Annotated in this window: 12 protein-coding genes and 1 pseudogene; 4 read left to right on the top strand and 9 right to left on the bottom strand. The window is 72.5% G+C overall.

The genetic code is table 11. The annotated features are described in order from the left end of the window. Positions 1-96: 96 nt before the first annotated feature. The 8 genes and pseudogenes from SNE206_RS17135 to SNE206_RS17100 all read right to left on the bottom strand — a co-directional run. Entirely contained in the window at positions 97-1,140 is a 1,044-nt protein-coding gene (locus tag SNE206_RS17135; RefSeq protein WP_407914233.1) for a LacI family DNA-binding transcriptional regulator, read from the bottom strand. A gap of 1 nt (position 1,141) precedes the next feature. Continuing rightward, a complete protein-coding gene (locus SNE206_RS17130; RefSeq protein ID WP_407914232.1) occupies positions 1,142-2,863 on the bottom strand; it encodes a glycoside hydrolase family 13 protein in 1,722 nt (573 codons plus the stop codon). An 80-nt stretch (positions 2,864-2,943) separates the two neighbouring features. Then, positions 2,944-3,852 (bottom strand): sugar ABC transporter permease, encoded by a 909-nt coding sequence (locus tag SNE206_RS17125; RefSeq protein ID WP_407914258.1) that lies wholly within the window; start codon positions 3,850-3,852, stop codon positions 2,944-2,946. Positions 3,853-3,905: 53 nt separating this feature from the next. Further along, positions 3,906-4,910, bottom strand: a complete 1,005-nt coding sequence (locus SNE206_RS17120; protein WP_407914231.1) for a carbohydrate ABC transporter permease — start codon at positions 4,908-4,910, stop codon at positions 3,906-3,908. A 72-nt stretch (positions 4,911-4,982) separates the two neighbouring features. After that, positions 4,983-6,266: an extracellular solute-binding protein gene (locus SNE206_RS17115; protein WP_407914230.1), complete on the bottom strand. Its 1,284-nt coding sequence runs from the start codon at positions 6,264-6,266 to the stop codon at positions 4,983-4,985. Positions 6,267-6,652: 386 nt separating this feature from the next. Further along, complete coding sequence (locus SNE206_RS17110) at positions 6,653-7,741, bottom strand: aldose epimerase family protein (protein ID WP_407914229.1); 1,089 nt, start codon at positions 7,739-7,741, stop codon at positions 6,653-6,655. Between the two features lie 225 nt (positions 7,742-7,966). Next, the gene (locus tag SNE206_RS17105; RefSeq protein ID WP_407914228.1) at positions 7,967-9,475 is read right to left on the bottom strand and encodes a hypothetical protein; all 1,509 of its coding nucleotides are present in this window, start codon (positions 9,473-9,475) and stop codon (positions 7,967-7,969) included. Between the two features lie 913 nt (positions 9,476-10,388). After that, positions 10,389-11,000, bottom strand: a pseudogene (locus SNE206_RS17100) (AAA family ATPase); the annotation flags it as partial. A gap of 242 nt (positions 11,001-11,242) precedes the next feature. Here SNE206_RS17100 and SNE206_RS17095 point away from each other — a divergent pair. Continuing rightward, positions 11,243-12,193: a terpene synthase family protein gene (locus tag SNE206_RS17095; protein WP_407914227.1), complete on the top strand. Its 951-nt coding sequence runs from the start codon at positions 11,243-11,245 to the stop codon at positions 12,191-12,193. A gap of 213 nt (positions 12,194-12,406) precedes the next feature. Here SNE206_RS17095 and SNE206_RS17090 read toward each other — a convergent pair whose 3' ends face one another. Next, a complete protein-coding gene (locus SNE206_RS17090) occupies positions 12,407-12,835 on the bottom strand; it encodes a DUF6325 family protein (protein WP_407914226.1) in 429 nt (142 codons plus the stop codon). Between the two features lie 183 nt (positions 12,836-13,018). On the opposite strand from SNE206_RS17090, the gene SNE206_RS17085 reads away from it, so the two are divergent. The 3 genes from SNE206_RS17085 (at position 13,019) to SNE206_RS17075 (ending at position 16,729) form a co-directional block, all read left to right on the top strand. After that, the gene (locus SNE206_RS17085; protein ID WP_407914225.1) at positions 13,019-13,342 is read left to right on the top strand and encodes a nuclear transport factor 2 family protein; all 324 of its coding nucleotides are present in this window, start codon (positions 13,019-13,021) and stop codon (positions 13,340-13,342) included. 167 nt (positions 13,343-13,509) lie between these two features. Then, entirely contained in the window at positions 13,510-14,523 is a 1,014-nt protein-coding gene (locus SNE206_RS17080) for a LacI family DNA-binding transcriptional regulator (RefSeq protein WP_405014146.1), read from the top strand. 184 nt (positions 14,524-14,707) lie between these two features. Then, positions 14,708-16,729, top strand: coding sequence for a TIM-barrel domain-containing protein (locus SNE206_RS17075; RefSeq protein WP_407914224.1), 2,022 nt, complete (start codon positions 14,708-14,710; stop codon positions 16,727-16,729). The last annotated feature ends 6 nt before the right edge of the window (positions 16,730-16,735 follow it).

Raw genomic sequence — 16,735 nt, 5'->3', positions numbered from 1 at the left:
ACCGCTCTCCGGGGCCATCGGCGTTGCCGTGCCTGGTGTACCTGCCGTACCTGGTGTATCTGTCGTGCCTGCCGTGCCTGCCTCGCCCGGTGCGGGTCAGCGGCCGCCGGCCGCCGTGGAGCCGCGCATGACGAGCTCCGGCTGGAACATGAACTCGGCGCGCTGCGGCGGGTTTCCGCCGACCTCCTCCAGGAGGGCGTCGACCGCGGCGGTGGCCATGGCCTCCACCGGCTGCCGGATCGTCGTCAGCGGCGGCTCGGTGAACGCTATCAGCGGCGAGTCGTCGAACCCGACGACCGAGACGTCCTGCGGCACGGAGAGCCCGCGCTGCCGGGCGGCCCGGATCGCACCGAGCGCCATCATGTCGCTTCCGCAGACGATGGCGGTGCAGCCCTTGTCGAGGAGCGCGCCGGCCGCGGCGTGTCCGCCCTCCACGCTGAACAGCGTGTGGTGGACGAAGCTCTCGGCCTCCTCGGGCGTGCGTCCGAGGAGTTCCCGGACGGCCGCGGTGAAGCCCTCGATCTTGCGGAGCACGGGCACGTACCGCTTCTGCCCGACCGCGAGGCCGATGGTGGTGTGGCCGAGCTCCACCAGGTGCTGGACGGCCATCCACATGGCCGCCCGGTCGTCCGGTGAGATGAAGGGTGCGGCGATGCGTTCGCTGTACCCGTTGATCATCACGAACGGCACCTGCCGGCCGATGAGCTTGTTGTAGCGGTCGTGGTCGGCGGTCGTGTCGGCGTGCAGGCCGGACACGAAGACGATGCCGGCCACGCCGCGTTCGACCAGCATCTCCACGAGTTCGTCCTCGGTGGAGCCGCCGGGCGTCTGGGTGCACAGGACCGGCGTGAAGCCGTGCCGGCTGAGCACCTGTTCGATCACCTGCGCCAGGGCCGGGAAGATCGGGTTGCTGAGCTCCGGGGTGATCAGGCCGATCAGCCCGGCGCTGCGCTGCCGCAGGCGGGTGGGCCGCTCGTACCCGAGCACGTCGAGTGCGGCCAGAACGGTCTGGCGGGTGGCGGCGGAGACACCCGCCTTACCGTTGAGTACACGGCTGACGGTGGCTTCGCTGACCCCCGCCTGCGCTGCGATGTCCGAGAGTCGCGCTGTAGTCACGATCCCAGAGCCTATTGCAACCATGTCAGACCGCCCACCATACGGTGCTGTCGGCTGCCAGAAGAATCTCGCCGCCCTCGCGGCCGGCCTCGGCGGAGGCGAGCAGCAGACGGCCCGGGGACGGGATGCGGACCGACTCGCCGGTGGTGTTGGCGGTGCACACGAACGAGCCCTCGGCGCTGTCGCGGCGGAAGGCGAGAACGCCCTCCGGGGCCTCCAGCCAGGTCACTTCGGTGCCGGCGCCGAGCGCGGGCTGGGCGCGCCGCACGCTCAGCGCGGAGCGGTAGAGCTCCAGGGTGGAGGTGGGGTCGCCGGTCTGCGCCTCGACGCTGAGCTGCGCCCACTCGGCGGGCTGCGGCAGCCACGACGGCCCGCCGGCGGAGGGCCCGAAGCCGTACGGGGCCTCGGTGCCCGACCACGGGATCGGCACGCGGCAGCCGTCGCGGAAGCCGTCCTGGCCGGCCGCCCGGAAGTACGACGGGTCCTGGCGGACCTCGTCGGGCAGGTCGGTGACGTCCGGCAGGCCGAGCTCCTCGCCCTGGTAGATGTACGCGGAGCCGGGCAGGGCGAGCATCAGCAGGCTGGCGGCGCGGGCGCGGCGCAGGCCGAGCTCGCGGTCGCCGGCGGTGCGGATCTGGGTGCCCAGGCCCGGCTCGTTGGCGAAGCGGGTGGCGTGCCGGGTGACGTCGTGGTTGGAGAGCACCCACGTGGTGGGCGCGCCGACCGGGCGCATCGAGTCGAGCGAGAGGTCGATGACCTCGCGCAGCGCGGCGGAGTCCCAGGAGGTGCCGAGGTACTGGAAGTTGAACGCCTGGTGCAGCTCGTCCGGGCGGACGTAGTTGGCGGTGCGCTGCACGGTGGGCGTCCAGGCCTCGGCGACGCCGATCCGCTCGCCCGGGTACTCGTCGAGGATCCGGCGCCAATCGCGGTAGATCGCGTGCACGCCGTCCTGGTCGAAGAACGGCATGACGTCGTTGCCGAGCAGCTTGAGCTGGTCGCCGCCGGTGACGAGGTCGGGCAGGCCGGGGGCCTTGACCATGCCGTGGGCGACGTCGATGCGGAAGCCGTCGACGCCCATGTCGAGCCAGAACCGCAGGATGGAGCGGAACTCGTCGGCGACGGCCCGGTTCTCCCAGTTGAAGTCGGGCTGCTCGGGGGCGAAGAGGTGCAGGTACCAGTCGCCGGGGGTGCCGTCCGGGTCGGTGGTGCGGGTCCAGGCCGGGCCGCCAAAGATGGACTCCCAGTTGTTCGGGGGGAGTTCGCCGTTCTCGCCCTGGCCGGGGCGGAAGTGGTACCGCTCGCGCAGCGGCGAGGAGGGGCCCTCCCGCAGGGCCCGCTGGAACCACTCGTGCTGGTCGGACGAGTGGTTGGGCACCAGGTCGACGATGATCCGCAGGCCCAGGGCGTGGGCGTCGCGGATCAGGCCGTCGGCGTCCAGCAGGGTGCCGAACATCGGGTCGACGGCGCGGTAGTCGGCGACGTCGTAGCCCGCGTCGGCCTGCGGGGAGGCGTAGAACGGCGACAGCCAGACGGCGTCGACGCCGAGGTCGCGCAGGTAGGGCAGGCGGGCCCGGACGCCCGGGAGGTCGCCCATGCCGTCGCCGTTCGCGTCGGCGAAGCTCCGCGGGTACACCTGGTAGATGACCGCGTCCCGCCACCAGCCTCTGGACGCGCCCGCACTCGCTGCGATCGGCTCGGCGGCGGGGACGGGGGCGGGCCGGGAGGCGTCGGCCAGGTTCTGGGTCATTGGACAGTCATCCCTTGGGGATTCGTGGCGAACAGAGCGTGATGTGACGGTACGTCGGAAGCGTGCGGCGCGTCAGCGCGTCACGACTTCGCGGCTCCGGCCGTCAGGCCGGTGACGAGGTGGCGCTGCACGAGGTAGAAGACCAGTGCGGCGGGCAGCGCGATGAGCACCGAGGTGGTGGCCATGAGCTGCCACTGGTGGTCGTGCTCGCTGATGAACGACTGGAGGCCGACGGCCAGCGTGTACTTGTCGGAGCTCAGCATGAACGTCGAGGCGTAGGCCACCTCGGCCCAGGCGGTGAGGAAGGAGTAGAACGCGGCGACCGCCAGGCCCGGACGGGCGAGCGGCAGGATCAGCCGCCAGAAGGTGCCGATCGGCGAGAGGCCGTCGACGCGGCCGGCCTCGTCGATCTCCTGCGGGATGGTGTCGAAGTAGCCCTTCAGCAGCCAGGCGCAGTACGGCACGGTGGTGCCGGAGTAGACCAGGATCAGGCCGACGTAGCTGTCCAGCAGCTGGAGGCTGGAGAGGATGTAGTACATCGGCACGATGAGGACGGCGATCGGGAACATCTGGGTGACGAGCAGCACCCACATCAGCTGCTTGTAGCCCGCGAAGCGCATCCGGGAGACCGCGTAGCCGGTGGAGGCCGCGACGATGACGCCGAAGACGGTGGTGCCGGCGGCGATGATCACCGAGTTGCCGAACCAGGTGAAGAAGTCGGTGTTGTTGAGGACCTTGCCGTAGTTCGCCAGGGTCGCCTTGCCGAAGATGTCGCCCGGGTGCAGGTAGTCCATGTCGTCGGGCCCGAGCGAGATGTAGGCGATGTAGACGACGGGGAACAGCGCGATCAGGCTGGCGCCGATCAGCGCGGCGTGGCTGAGCACGGTGGCGAGCGGGCTGCGCTCCTCGCGGCCGCGCACCTTGGCGGGCTTGGCGGCGCGGGCGGCGGCGGGGGCTTCGGCGGTGGGGCGTTCGGTGGTGACGGTCATCGGGGTACCTGCCTCGTCGAGGTCGCTGGGCTGCTGGGCGCTGGCGGCGGCGGTCATCCGTTCGCCTGCTCGTTGCGGGCCAGCCAGCGGCGGTAGAAGCTGGTGAAGACGATCAGGATCGACAGCAGGATCACGCCGTACGTGGCGGACTGCGCGTAGTCGCGCGGCATCTGGCCGAAGCCGAGTCGGTAGGCCCAGGTGACCAGGATCTGGGCGTCGGGTGCGCCGTTGCCGCCGAACAGCAGGAAGATGACGGCGAACTGGTTGAACGTCCAGATCACGCCGAGCAGGACGACCGTGCTGCTGACGGAGCGCAGGCCGGGCAGGGTGATGTGGCGGAAGCGCTGCCAGGGGCTGGCGCCGTCCATCTCGGCGGCCTCGTAGAGCTCGGCCGGGATGGACTGCAGGCCGCCGAGCAGGGAGACCATCATGAACGGCACGCCGACCCAGGTGTTGACCGTGATCGCGGCGGCCTTCTGCGCGAGCGGCTCGGAGAGCCAGCCCGGCTCGGGCAGGCCGAGCGTGCCCAGCACGGCGTTGACCGCGCCGCCGTCGGCCAGCATGAGGCGCCAGGAGAAGACGGTGACGAAGGTCGGCACGGCCCAGGGCAGGATGAGCAGCATGCGGTAGAAGCCGCGGCCCTTGAGCTTCTGGTTGAGCAGCATCGCGAGGGCGAGGCCGATCGTGTAGTGCAGGACGACGCAGATGACCGTCCAGGCGATGGTCCACACGAAGTGCGACCAGAAGCGGTCGTACGATCCGGGGCCCCACAGCACGTCGGCGTAGTTGTGCAGGCCGACGAAGCTGAAGCTGTCCGGGATGTGGTTGACGCCGATCTGGCGGCCGGTGTTGAGGCTGGTGGCGTCGGTGAGGGTCAGGTAGAGGCCGCGCACGAGCGGGTAGCCGACCAGCAACCCGAGCACGATCACGACCGGTGCGACCATCGCGTACGCGTACCAGTACTTGCTGTACGAGATCCTGATGCGCTGCACGAGGCCGGGACGCGGTTCGCGCCCGCGGCTGCTCTGACCGGGAGCGCCCTGCACGGCGACTGCCATTGTTGACACCTTTTCGGGAGGTCCGCCGCCTCGCGCCGGCGACTGGTGTTCGTTCGGGGGCGGCCGGGGGTCCTACTTGGCGAAGGTCGGGAGGAGCTTCGCGTAGTCGACGGAGGTGGCGTCGAGGCCGGCCTTGGTGTCGGCCTGGCCCTGGACGATCTTGCCCAGGTTGGTGCCGATCGAGCCGAAGAGCGAGCTGTACTCGGGCAGCTCGGGACGCGGCTGGGCGGAGGCCAGGATCGCCTGGTAGCCGGCGATGCCCAGGTTGCCCTTGACCTCGGCGGTGTAGGCGTCGCTGCGGGTCGGCAGGGTGGAGTTCTTCAGCGCGAGCTCGGTCTGGCTCTCCGCGGAGGTCAGGAACGCGGCGAGCTTCTCGGCAGCGGCCTTGTGGGCGGCGTCGGAGCCGGCGTAGACCGAGACGTTGTGGCCGCCGGTCGGGGCGCCCGCCTTGCCGGTGGAGCCGGCCGGGACGGCGGCGATGCCGAGGTTGGCCTTGTCGCTGAAGGCCGAGCCCTTGTAGATGTTGGTGATCTCCCAGGGGCCCTGGATGATCATGGCGACCTTGCCGGTGTTGAAGGCGTCCATCATGTGGGCGTACGAGTCGGTGGTGACGTCGGCCTTGACGGTGCCCGGCGCGGTGAAGACCGACTTGTAGGTCTCGATGGCCTTGACGGCCTCGGGCGAGTTCACCGTGATCTTCTTCGCGGTGGCGTCGACCATGTTGGTGCCCTCGCCGTACAGGAACGGCATGGCGTAGTAGCCGTCACCGGCACGCATGAAGAAGCCGTCGACGCCGGCCTTCTCCTTGAGGAGCGCGGCGTCGGCCTTCAGCTCGTCCCACGTGGTGGGGGCGGCGGTGATGCCGGCCTTGGCGAAGAGGGCCTTGTTGTAGAGCAGGCCGAGGGTGTCGGTGACCAGCGGGGCGCCGTAGGTCTTGCCCTCGTACTTGGCCTGCTGGATCAGGCTCGGCTGGAAGGCCGAGACGTCCGGCAGGGCCGGGGTGCCGTCGAGCGGCTCCAGGAAGCCGGCCTTGGCGAAGGCGGAGGTCCAGCCGACCTCGGCGCGGAAGGCGTCCGGCGCGCCCTTGGCGCCCATCGCGGTCTGCAGCTTGTTCTGCGCCTGGTCGAACGCCACGTTGACGAAGTTGACCTTGATGTCCGGGTTCGCGGCCTCGAACTTCTTGACCAGCGCCTGGTAGGTCGGCGCCTCGTTGGTGGCGTTGGAGGTGTCCCAGTAGGTGATGCTGACCGGACCGCCGTTGCCCTTGGCGTCCGAGCCGGAGCCGCTGCTGCCGCAGGCTGCAAGAGAAACCGCAAGGGCCGCAACGAGTGCGGAGGCCGCAATGCCACGCCGCATGAGAACTCCTAGGAAGGTGGGGGTGCCCGAATTGGTGGAGGACGGCGCATAATGGCTGTCCCGTGCCGACTGCGCCGTTGCGGCCGTCGGGCTTGTGGAGGAACGTAACAGCGGCGAAAGCAACCTGAAAGCCCTTGCAGCAACTTTCTGCAAGGCTCGTTCATATCGTTACATCCGCGTGTCCTGCGGGTTGCCGGGGCGGGGAAGCGGGGGCGCCGGCCCGGTCCGCGCCATCGCCGCAGATCCGCCCGGACATGCCGTGAACATGCCGCGGACATGCAGAACGGCCCGCACGGCCGGGGTCCTCCCCGGCGGCACGGGCCGTCGTTGCACTGCTTTTCGGCAAGCCCTGTCAGGGCCCCCGCTGCGTCAGGGCTCCCCCTGTGTCAGGCGCCCCCGCCCGGTCGGGCGGAGCCGAGGCGCAGCACCGTGGTCGAGCGGAACTCCTCCCCCGGGCGCAGCACCGTCGACGGGTACGCCGGGTGGTGCGGGGAGTCGGGGTGGTGCTGGGTCTCCAGGGCGACGCCCGCGTACGGGCCGTACGCGACGCCGCGGGCGCCGGTGACGGCGCCGTGGAAGCCGTTGGCGGTGTAGACCTGGACGCCGGGCTCGGTGGTCAGCACCTCCAGGGTGCGGCCGCTCGACGGGTCCTCCAGGAACGCGGCGCGGGCCGGGCCGCCGTCCGCGGGGCGCTCGCGGAGCACCCAGTTGTGGTCGAAGCCGTGTGCCGCGGCGACCTGCGGGTGGTCGGAGTCGATGCCCTCGCCGAGCGGCCGGGCCTTGGTGAAGTCGAACGGCGTGCCGGCCACCGGCTCGTACGGGCCGAGCGGGATCTGCCGGGCGTCGACGGGCGTGTAGTGGTCGGCGTCGACCGTGAGGAGGTGGTCCCGGACGTCGCCGCTGCCCTCGCCCGCGAGGTTGAAGTAGGCGTGGTTGGTGAGGTTGACGACGGTGGGCTTGCTGGTCACGGCGTGGTAGTCGATGGTGACGGCGTCGGCGGAGAGCGTGTAGTCCACGGCGACGTCGAGGGCGCCGGGGAAGCCCTGGTCGCCGTCGGGGCTGTGGAGCTTCAGCCGGACGCCGCCGGGGATCTCCTCGGACGTCCAGACCCGGTGGGCGAAGCCGTCCGGGCCGCCGTGCAGGGTGACGCCGTTGCCGGTCGGGGCGATCGGGTGGTCCTCGCCGTCGAGGGTGATCCGGCAGTCGGCGATGCGGTTGGCGTAGCGGCCGACGGTCGTGCCGTAGTGCCGGGCGGCGCCGAGGATCAGCGGCAGCTCGTCGGTGGACAGCAGGATCTGGCCTGGGGTGCCGTCCCGGTCGGGGGCGACCAGGGTGTGCAGGGTCGCCCCGAGCGTGAGCACGCTGGCCTCCAGCGGGCCGTTGCGCAGCGTCCAGCGCTCGATCGCCGCTCCTGCTCCGCTGGGCTCGAAGAGCTCCCGCCGTACTTCGGTGGTGGCCTCTGCCGACCCCGCCATGCCCTGCTCCTCACCTGGGCGGCCGAGCCGCCTCACGTCCGCTGGCTGTCGATGCGGGCGATCTTGCCGCCCCGGGAGCAGCCTAGCCGGACGCGGCCCCGCCCGGCGGCGGACTGCCTGGCGTGCCCAGGTCGGTCGGCGCGCCGGGGCGAAGGACCGTCAGTGGACGTGCGGCCCGCGCGGGGGCGTGCGCCCGGGCGCGGGCGCCGCGACCTCGACGGACCGTCAGCTCTGCGGGTCCTCGGGGTCCTCCGGCCGGCCGAGGGCGGCGGCCAGCCCTTCGGGTCCGGTGCCCGCCTTGCGGTGCACGGCGGCCAGCCGGCGGTGCACCAGGCTCAGCGGCAGTCGGAGGTCGTCGGCGATCCGCTGCGGCGGCAGCCCGCGGACGGCGAGTTCGGCGACCTCCCACTCGTGCTGGCTGAGGGCGTCCTTGGAGAGCGTCCGCAGCCGGTTGGGGCGCAGCCCGGAGGCGGCGAGTTCGCGGCGGGCGCGGGCGACGAGGCCGTCGGCGCCGCACTGCTGGCCCAGTTCCATGCCCTGGTAGAGGTACTCGGCGGCGTCGACCAGCCGGCCGCTGCGGCGCAGCGCGGCCCCGAGGTCGACGAGGGCGTGGGCGTGCTCGTAGCCGGCCGGGGACTGGCCGAGCACGGAGACGGCCTCGCTGAGGAGGTCGACGGCGACGTGGCCCTCGGACACGGCGGCCTGCAGCCGCAGGGCGGTGCCGATCGCGGAGGCGGAGCCGAAGGTGCGGGCGCGGTCGACGGCGTCCTGGGCGACCTTGCGGGCGCCGTCCGGGTCGTCCGGGGCGAGGGCGAGCGCGAGGTGGCCGGCCCAGGGCGCCCAGACGGTGTTGTGCCGCTCGCGGTCCTCCAGCTGCCGACCGGCGTTGGTGAGTGCGTCGACGGCGCCGGGCAGGTCGCCGCGGGCGAGCAGCAGCTTGCCGTAGAGGGTGGGTGCGTCGGGCAGCACCATGGCGGTCGGGTGGTACGGCGGGGCGAAGCGGTAGTGCTGGGCGAGGTCCCAGGCCTCCTGGACGCGGCCGCGGGCGAGCAGGGTGTCGGCGAGGACGCCGACGATGTCCCACTGCAGCGGGAGGTCGGGGGCGATCCGCTCGGAGATCCGCAGGCCGCGGCGGAGGAAGTCCTCGGCCTCCAGGAGGAAGCCGCGCCGGAAGCGCACGAGGCCCATGAGGAAGTAGGCGAAGCCGCGGTGGGCGCCGCTCCAGCCGGCGACCTCGAACTCCATGATGGCGTCGGAGAAGAGCCGCTCGGCGCGGGCGAGTTCGTCGGTGTAGGTGAGGGTGAGGCCGATCAGGGCGGGGAGTTCGAAGCCCCAGGTGGTGCCCGTCCAGCCGAGGCCGTCGGGGAGCCGGCCGCCGACGAGGGCCCGGTCGGCGTGCTCGACGGCCAGGGCGGCGGACTCGCCGCGCAGGGTGAGGTCCCAGGCGCGCATGGCCTGGACGGCCCGTGCGGCGCTGTCGTGGCCGGCGAAGGAGGACTCCGCGAGTTCCCTGAGGCGGCGGGAGCGGCCGGGGCCGTCCTCCTCGTCGCGCTGGAAGGCGGCCCACATGAAGTGGGTGGCCTGGAGGCGGAGGCGGCCGGGTCCGGGCGGGGTGCGCTCGGCCTCCTCCTGGCAGATCCGGGCGGCCCGGGTGAGTTCGCCGTTGTGGGCGAGCGCCTCGGAGAGCCGGAAGGTGGCGTCGATCCGCAGGGCGGGGCCGAGGCCGTGCTCCATCTCCAGGGCGAGGGTGAGCTGGTTGACGGTGGCGGCGGGGTCGGTGAGCAGGGCGGAGCAGCCGAGTTCGTAGGATCACCTCGGCGCGGATGTCGTCGTCCGGCGGCTCGTTGAGGGCGCGTTCCAGGCAGCGTTTGGCGGCGTCGGGGGCGCCGATGGCGAGGTGTTCCTGGGCGGCCTTGCGCAGTTTGCGCACGATGGCGTAGTCGCCCTCGGCGTGGACCTCCAGGAGGTGCCGGGAGGCGGTGAGCAGGGAGCCTCCGGAGTTCTCGATGGCGGCGGCCGCGATGCCGTGCATGGCGGTCTTGGTGCCGGCCGGCATGGTCAGGTAGATGGAGGTGCCGATGAGGGGGTGGACGAATTCGAGCCGTCCGTTGGGCGCGGCGGTGAGGACGCGCTGGCGGCGGAGCTGCCGCACGGACTCCTCGGCCTGTTCGGGGCCCTGGGCGGAGATGGTGGCGGCCAGGCTCTGCCGGATGTCGGTGCCGAGCAGGGCGGCGGCCCAGGCGAACCGCAGGGTGGTCGGGCCGAGCTTGTCCAGCCAGTGCTGGAGGGTCTCGCCGCGGGCGGCGGCGGCGAGGTCGTGCAGGCGGCGGGCGTTCTCCTCGCTCGGTTCGAGGCCCTGGTCGCGGACCTCGCGCAGCAGCGCCACGATCTCGTACGGGGTGCCGCCGGTGACGGCCCAGACCTGGCGGCAGAAGGAGTCCTCGGCGTCGCTGCCGAGTTCGGCGCGGACGAGGTCGGCGACGGTGTCGGGGGTGAGGCGGCGCAGTTCGTGGCGGTGCTGCGCGATGGACTCGATCTGGTGCCGCAGGCCGTGCGCGGTGTGGTCGAACTCGTCGCGGTAGGCGAGGACGAGCAGCACGGGCAGTTCGCGGGAGCGGACGGCGAAGGAGGCGAGCCAGTTGAGCGACTCCATGTCGGCCCAGTGGAGGTCGTCGACGACCATGACGAGCGGGGCGCGGCGCGGGGCGAGCTGGGTGAAGACGAAGTCGAGGCCGTCGCGGACGCCCTGGGGGTCGAGGGGTTCGAGTTCGTCGGAGGGCGGGACGAGGCCGATGGCGGGGCCGACGATGCCGTACCAGCTGCCGAAGACCTCCTCCTTCTCGTCCTCGGAGAGCGAGCCGAGGACCGGCTGGAGGAGCTGGCGCAGGACGCGGAAGGGTTCGTTGCGCTGGCGTTCGCCGCCGCGGGCGAAGAGCACGGTGCACTCGGGCTGGAGCTTGGCCATGCGGCGCACGCGGTGCAGGATCGAGGTCTTGCCCATGCCGCCGTGGCCGGAGTAGAGGAGGACCTCGCCGATCTCGGTGCCGCCGGCGGCGAACTTGCGGCAGAGGCCGGTCACGGCCTGCTCGGCGGCGTGCACCTCCGCGTCGCGCTCGCGCAGCGTCTCCTCGGTCGGCGGTCCGCTCTGTTCCCGCCCGCCCTGTCCGTGCTGGTCTGCCGACACCGCCGCGCCCTCCGCCTCTTCCGTTCCGTGGTCCGTTCCCGACCCTAGCGCCGTGTGCGAGCCGGTGGGCGGCATTCGCGCAGGCCGGGGCGGGAACGGAGGGTTGAGTGCGGGTGCCGAGGGCAAATGCCCTGGTGCGCCCGACATCTGATGATCCGATCAGGTAATCTGCCCGCCCGGCGACACCTGTGATCTTCAGCGGATCCCGAGCGGTCATCACCGGCCACCAGCAGTCATCAGCAGTCATCAGCAGTCATCGAGGTAAGTGCGCACGCACACGCTCAGCACCGAACCGCCAGCCCAGTGCCGGGAGCACGATGTCCGACGACGCCTCACTCACTCTTCCCTTCCCACTCCGCCGCAGCCGACACCACGCCCACGCCGCCGACCGCCACCGCACCTGGCTGGACCGCCACCGCGAGCTCGCGGACGTCACCGACGAGGCCGCCTACGGGCACTGGGAGGTGGCCGAGCTCGCCGCGCTGGGCTACCCCGCCGCCGGACCCGACGAACTCGCCCTGGCCGCCGACCTGCTGGGCTTCTACTTCCTCTTCGACGACCAGTTCGACACCGAGCTCGGACGCCGCCCGACCGAGGTCGCCCGGATCTGCGACCGGCTCACCGACATCCTGCACGGCGCCCTCCCCGACGCCTCGTCGGCCGTCGAGCGGGCCTTCGCCGACCTGTGGCGGCGCTCCACCGCCGGCATGCCCGGCCGCTGGAGAGCGCGCGCCGCCACGAACTGGGAGTGGTACTTCGCCAGCCACCCCGCCGAGGCCGCGGGCCGCCTGGCAGGCCGGATCCCCGACCGCGAGGGCTACCTGATCCTCCGCCGCGGGACGGCCGCCATGGAGACCATCTTCGACATGGTCGAACGCCTCGGCGGCTTCACCGTGCCACCGAGCACCTACCACCACCCCGTGCTCCGCCAGATCCGGCAACTCGCCGCAGACATACCGTCGTTCAGCAACGACGTCCGCTCCTACCCGCTGGAGGCGCCGCGCGGCGACGTGTACAACCTGGTGATGATCGTGCAGCGCGAACGCGACTGCCCCCCGGAGGAGGCCTGCGCGATCGTGCTCACCGAGGCGCAGCACATGGTCGACCGGTACACCCACCTGCTGACCGAACTCCCCTGCGCCTACGACGAGCTGGAACTCGACGAGGAGCAGAGCCGGACGGCGCAGCAGTACGCCGACGGCATCACCGCCTGGCTGACGGGCTACCTCTACTGGGAGCGGCGCACCGGCCGGTACCGCGCCGGGTGAGACCGCTCGGACGGGGCGCCGCGGACGGGGCACTCCGGGTGGGGTGCTCCGCGTGACCGGCAGTACACCCACCGTAGCGGACCGTGCGCGCCGCGACCAGAGCGCGGGGCGCCCCGGGGCGGGAAATCCTGGCGGGCGCGCACCGGGCCGGGCGCGCCCGCCCGCGCACCCACCCGCTGCGGCCGCGGGGCGGCCCCGGCCTGGGTGCGGCGGTCAGCGCTCCGCGCGGCTGCGCGCCTCCGCGGCGCGGACGGCGGCCTCGATGCGCTCCTCCGGGATCCGCACCCCGGAGGCGATCCGGCCGCCGACCGCGGCGAGCGCCTCCGCGGCGGTCCGCGCCCACAGGTGTTCGATCAGGACGAGCACGCCGACGGTGCCCGGTTCCAGCAGCCCGGCCGCCTCCTGCGCGTCCTCCGGTCCGATGAGCGGCAGCCCGTGGCCGCCGGCCGCGACCGTCCCGCGGAGGTGCTCCACCTCGCCGACCTCGGCGTAGCCGATCCCGCCGTCGGCGTGCCGCGACACGACGAGCGAGTCGATCACCCGGATGTCGCCGGCGGTCCGCAGCGCACCGAGCGCCCGGGCCTCCTCCGCGGTGATGACCTCGTGCGGGAACGTCAGGACGATCAGTTCGGCCGGCCCCATCCAGGGCTCCCTTCCGTCGGCGGTTGCCCGCGGCTGCCCCCGGAAGCGGATCAAAGCACAGGTCACGCCCCTCCCCCGGGAGGCGGGGCGCGGACGGCGCACGGCCGCTGGCGGGCGGGCGGACCCCGTGGTCTCTGGAAAGCACGGCACCGTGCCGCCCCTGGACCGAAGGAGTCCCCCGCCATGACCATTCCCGCCGCCAAGCTCTCCCATCCCGCCGTCCGCGCCCTGGTCTCCGCCATCAACGGCGGCGACCCGACGGCGTTCTTCGCCGCGCTGACGCCGGACGCGACGATGTCGGACGACGGCGCGGACCGCCCGCTGGCCGCCTGGGCGGACCGTGAGATCTTCTCCTCGCGCGGCCGCATGGAGGTGCAGGCCGAGAAGCAGGGCGGCCTCGCCCTGGTCGCCAACTACCGGAACGACACCTGGGGCGAGATGAGGACCGCCTGGCGGTTCACCGTCGACGGCGGCCGCATCAGCCGCTTCGAGACCGGGCAGGCCTGACCCCGGAACCCGTGCGAACGGGTTGGTGAAGCGCTTCGACACCAGGTCTGGACACAGCCCATCTGCCTCTCTAAGCTCTCCCGGCAGGACAGCATCGAGCCGCACAGCAGACATCGTCGAAGCGCTTCACCACCGGCGCCCGGCCGTGTCGCGAGATGGAGCACCAGATGGTCACGCTCGCCCAGGTCGCCCGGCACGCCGGGGTGTCCCCGAGCACGGTCTCGTACGTCATCAGCGGCAAGCGGTCCATCTCGCAGGACACCCGGCTGCGGGTGGAGCGCAGCATCGCCGAGCTCGGCTACCACCCGCACGCGGGAGCCCGGGCCCTGGCCAGCAACCGGTCCAACGTGATCGCCCTGATGATCCCGCTGCGCACCGACATGTTCGTGCCGGTGATGATGGAGATCGCGATCGCCATCACCACCACCGCCCGGCGCTACGCCCACGACGTGCTGCTGCTCACCAGCGAGGAGGGGCCGTCCGCGGTGAAGCGGATCGCCGCCAGCGGACTCGCCGACGCGATGATCCTCATGGACGTCGAGCTCGACGACGAGCGCATCCCGCTGCTGCGGCAGACCGGCGCGGCCGCCGCACTCATCGGCCTGCCCGCCGACCCGGCCGGGCTCACCTGCGTCGACCTCGACTTCGAGGCCACCGGCGCGCTCGCCGCCGACCACCTCGCCGACCTCGGGCACCGCGAGATCGCGCTGATCGGCGCCGCCGAGTCGGTCTACCGCCGGCACACCGGATTCGCCGAACGCACCCTGGCCGGATTCCGGCAGCAGGCCGCCGCCCGCGGCGTCAGCCACCTGCACCGGCCCTGCGGCGCCGGCCACCAGGCCGCCAGCGGCACCCTCTCCCGCATCCTCCAGGAGCGGCCGAACACCACCGGCTTCGTCGTGCAGAACGAGGCCGCCCTGCCGCACCTGCTCAGCCAGCTCCGCCAGTCCGGGCGGGCCGTCCCGGAGGACGTCTCCGTCGTCGCGATCTGCCCGGACGAGGTCGCCCTGCACTCCGCCCCGCAGCTCACCTCCGTCTCCATCCCCGCCCAGGAGATGGGCCGCCGGGCCGTGGAACTCCTCATGGCGCAGGCCGCGGGGGAGGACACCTCCGGGCTCACCCTGCTCAGCCCCACCCTCACCATGAGGGAGAGCAGCGGCCCCGCGCCGCACCGTGCCTGACGCATCGTCGGCCACTCCACGAAGCACGAAGCACGAAGACCGCACCACCGGGCTGCTCGCGCGCATCGCCGATCCCCGGGACACCGGGCCCCACCACGCCCGGCCCCCACCGATCCCGCCCGCCGGCGGACCACCCGCCGCCGGCGTGCCCCGCGCTGCCCGCGCGCAACCCCAGGAGCCGTCCGTGAACCACCCTTCACCCATTGCCCCGCCGGAGAAGCCCGAGGGCCCCGGTGTGCTCCGCGAGAGCGGCGGCGCCCTGGAGTGGCACGGCCACCTGGAGAGCCTGCGGCTGGAGCCCTGGGGCCCGGACGCCGTACGGGTCCGGGCCGTGCGCGGCGGACGGCTGCACCACGGCCTGCCCGGCGCGCTCGCCGAGGAGGCGCCCGCCGCGCCGCAGGCCGTGGTGAAGAACGAGGGCACCGTCGGACGCATCGTCAACGGCGCGATCACCGCCGAGATCACCGACCGCGGCATCGTCCGGTTCCTCCGCGCCGACGGCAGCGAGCTCCTCTCCGAGCAGCCCGCGCACTTCTGGTGGCCCGGCGCCCGGCTCTACACCCCCACCGGCAACGGCTACCACCGCCTGGAGCAGCGCTTCGCCGCCTACGACGGCGAGAAGATCTACGGCCTCGGGCAGCACCAGCACGGCCTGCTCGACCAGAAGGGCGCCACGATCGACCTCGTGCAGCGCAACGCCGAGGTCACCATCCCCGTGCTGCTCTCCGACCGCGGCTACCTGCTGCTGTGGAACAACCCGGCGATCGGCCGCGTCGAGCTCGCCGTCAACGGCACCCGCTGGGTGGCCGACAGCGCCCGGCAGTTCGACTACTGGATCACCGCCGGCACGCCCGCCGAGACGCTGTCGCGGTACGCCGACGTCACCGGCCACTCCCCCGAACTCCCCGAGTGGGCCACCGGGTTCTGGCAGTGCAAGCTGCGCTACCGCACCCAGGACGAGCTGATGGCCGTCGCCCGCGAGCACAAGCGCCGCGGCCTGCCGCTCTCCGTCATCGTCAACGACTTCTTCCACTGGACCCACCTCGGCGAGTGGAAGCTCGACCCCGCCGAGTGGCCCGACCCGGCCGCGATGGTCCGCGAGCTGGACGAGCTCGGCGTGCGCCTGATGGTCTCCGTCTGGCCCTCCGTCAGCCCCCTCAGCGAGAACCACGCCGAGCTGGAGCGCCGCGGCCTGCTCATCGGCACCGAGTACGGGCCGATGGCGCACGCCGAGTGGCCCGACAAGGGCGTCGACTCCACCGTGCAGGTCGCGTTCTACGACGCCACCAACCCCGAGGCCCGCGACTTCCTGTGGGAGCGGATCTCGGAGAACTACCTCGCCCACGGCATCAAGGTCTGGTGGCTGGACGCCTGCGAGCCGGAGATCAACCCCGGCCACCAGGCCAACCTCCGCTACCACGCCGGCCCCGGCCTGGAGGTCGGCAACTTCTACCCGCGCGAGAACGCCCGCACCTTCCACGAGGGCATGCTCGCCGCCGGCGAGACCGAGGTCGTCACCCTCAACCGCTCCTCCTGGGCCGGTGCGCAGCGCTACGGCGCCGCCCTGTGGTCCGGCGACATCGGCACCGACTTCGCCACCCTGCGCGACCAGATCAAGGCCGGCCTCAACGTCATGGTCTCCGGCATCCCGTGGTGGACGACCGACATCGGCGGCTTCCACGGCGGCAACCCCGACGACCCGGCCTACCGCGAGGTCATCGTCCGCTGGTTCCAGTACGGCGCGTTCTGCCCGCTCTTCCGCCTGCACGGCTACCGCGAGCCGTGGATGCCGCTCGGCCCCGAGATGACCGGCGGCCCCAACGAGGTCTGGTCGTACGGCGAGGAGGCGTACGAGATCTTCAGCCACTACCTGCACCTGCGCGAGCGGCTCCGCCCGTACCTGCAGGAGCAGATGCGGCACACCGCGGAGACCGGCGTGCCGCCGATGCGGCCGCTGTTCGTGGAGTTCCCGGACGACCCGGCCGCCTGGGAGGTCCAGGACGAGTTCCTGCTCGGTCCCGACCTGCTGGTCGCCCCGGTCACCGAGGCGGGGGCCCGCTCGCGCACCGTCCACCTGCCGGCCGGCGCCGAATGGCGCTGCGCCTGGACGGGCGAGGTGCACCCCGGCGGCACCGCCGTGACCGCCGACGCCCCCATCGACCGGATCCCGCTCTACCTGCGCGACGGCGCCCGGCTGCCGATCTGACCCGGG

It is taken from the genome of Kitasatospora sp. NE20-6 (assembly GCF_045862635.1).
Note: the sequence above shows the minus strand (reverse complement) of the source record. Positions and strands in the feature narration are given on the sequence as shown.

Bases quoted from the DNA above. Each gene is read 5' to 3' on its own strand.
- SNE206_RS17135 (WP_407914233.1), bottom strand. From the start codon at position 1,140: ATGGTTGCAATAGGCTCTGGGATCGTGACTACAGCGCGACTCTCGGAC.
- SNE206_RS17130 (WP_407914232.1), bottom strand. From the start codon at position 2,863: ATGACCCAGAACCTGGCCGACGCCTCCCGGCCCGCCCCCGTCCCCGCC.
- SNE206_RS17125 (WP_407914258.1), bottom strand. From the start codon at position 3,852: ATGACCGTCACCACCGAACGCCCCACCGCCGAAGCCCCCGCCGCCGCC.
- SNE206_RS17120 (WP_407914231.1), bottom strand. From the start codon at position 4,910: ATGGCAGTCGCCGTGCAGGGCGCTCCCGGTCAGAGCAGCCGCGGGCGC.
- SNE206_RS17115 (WP_407914230.1), bottom strand. From the start codon at position 6,266: ATGCGGCGTGGCATTGCGGCCTCCGCACTCGTTGCGGCCCTTGCGGTT.
- SNE206_RS17110 (WP_407914229.1), bottom strand. From the start codon at position 7,741: ATGGCGGGGTCGGCAGAGGCCACCACCGAAGTACGGCGGGAGCTCTTC.
- SNE206_RS17105 (WP_407914228.1), bottom strand. From the start codon at position 9,475: ATGGAGCACGGCCTCGGCCCCGCCCTGCGGATCGACGCCACCTTCCGG.
- SNE206_RS17095 (WP_407914227.1), top strand. From the start codon at position 11,243: ATGTCCGACGACGCCTCACTCACTCTTCCCTTCCCACTCCGCCGCAGC.
- SNE206_RS17090 (WP_407914226.1), bottom strand. From the start codon at position 12,835: ATGGGGCCGGCCGAACTGATCGTCCTGACGTTCCCGCACGAGGTCATC.
- SNE206_RS17085 (WP_407914225.1), top strand. From the start codon at position 13,019: ATGACCATTCCCGCCGCCAAGCTCTCCCATCCCGCCGTCCGCGCCCTG.
- SNE206_RS17080 (WP_405014146.1), top strand. From the start codon at position 13,510: ATGGTCACGCTCGCCCAGGTCGCCCGGCACGCCGGGGTGTCCCCGAGC.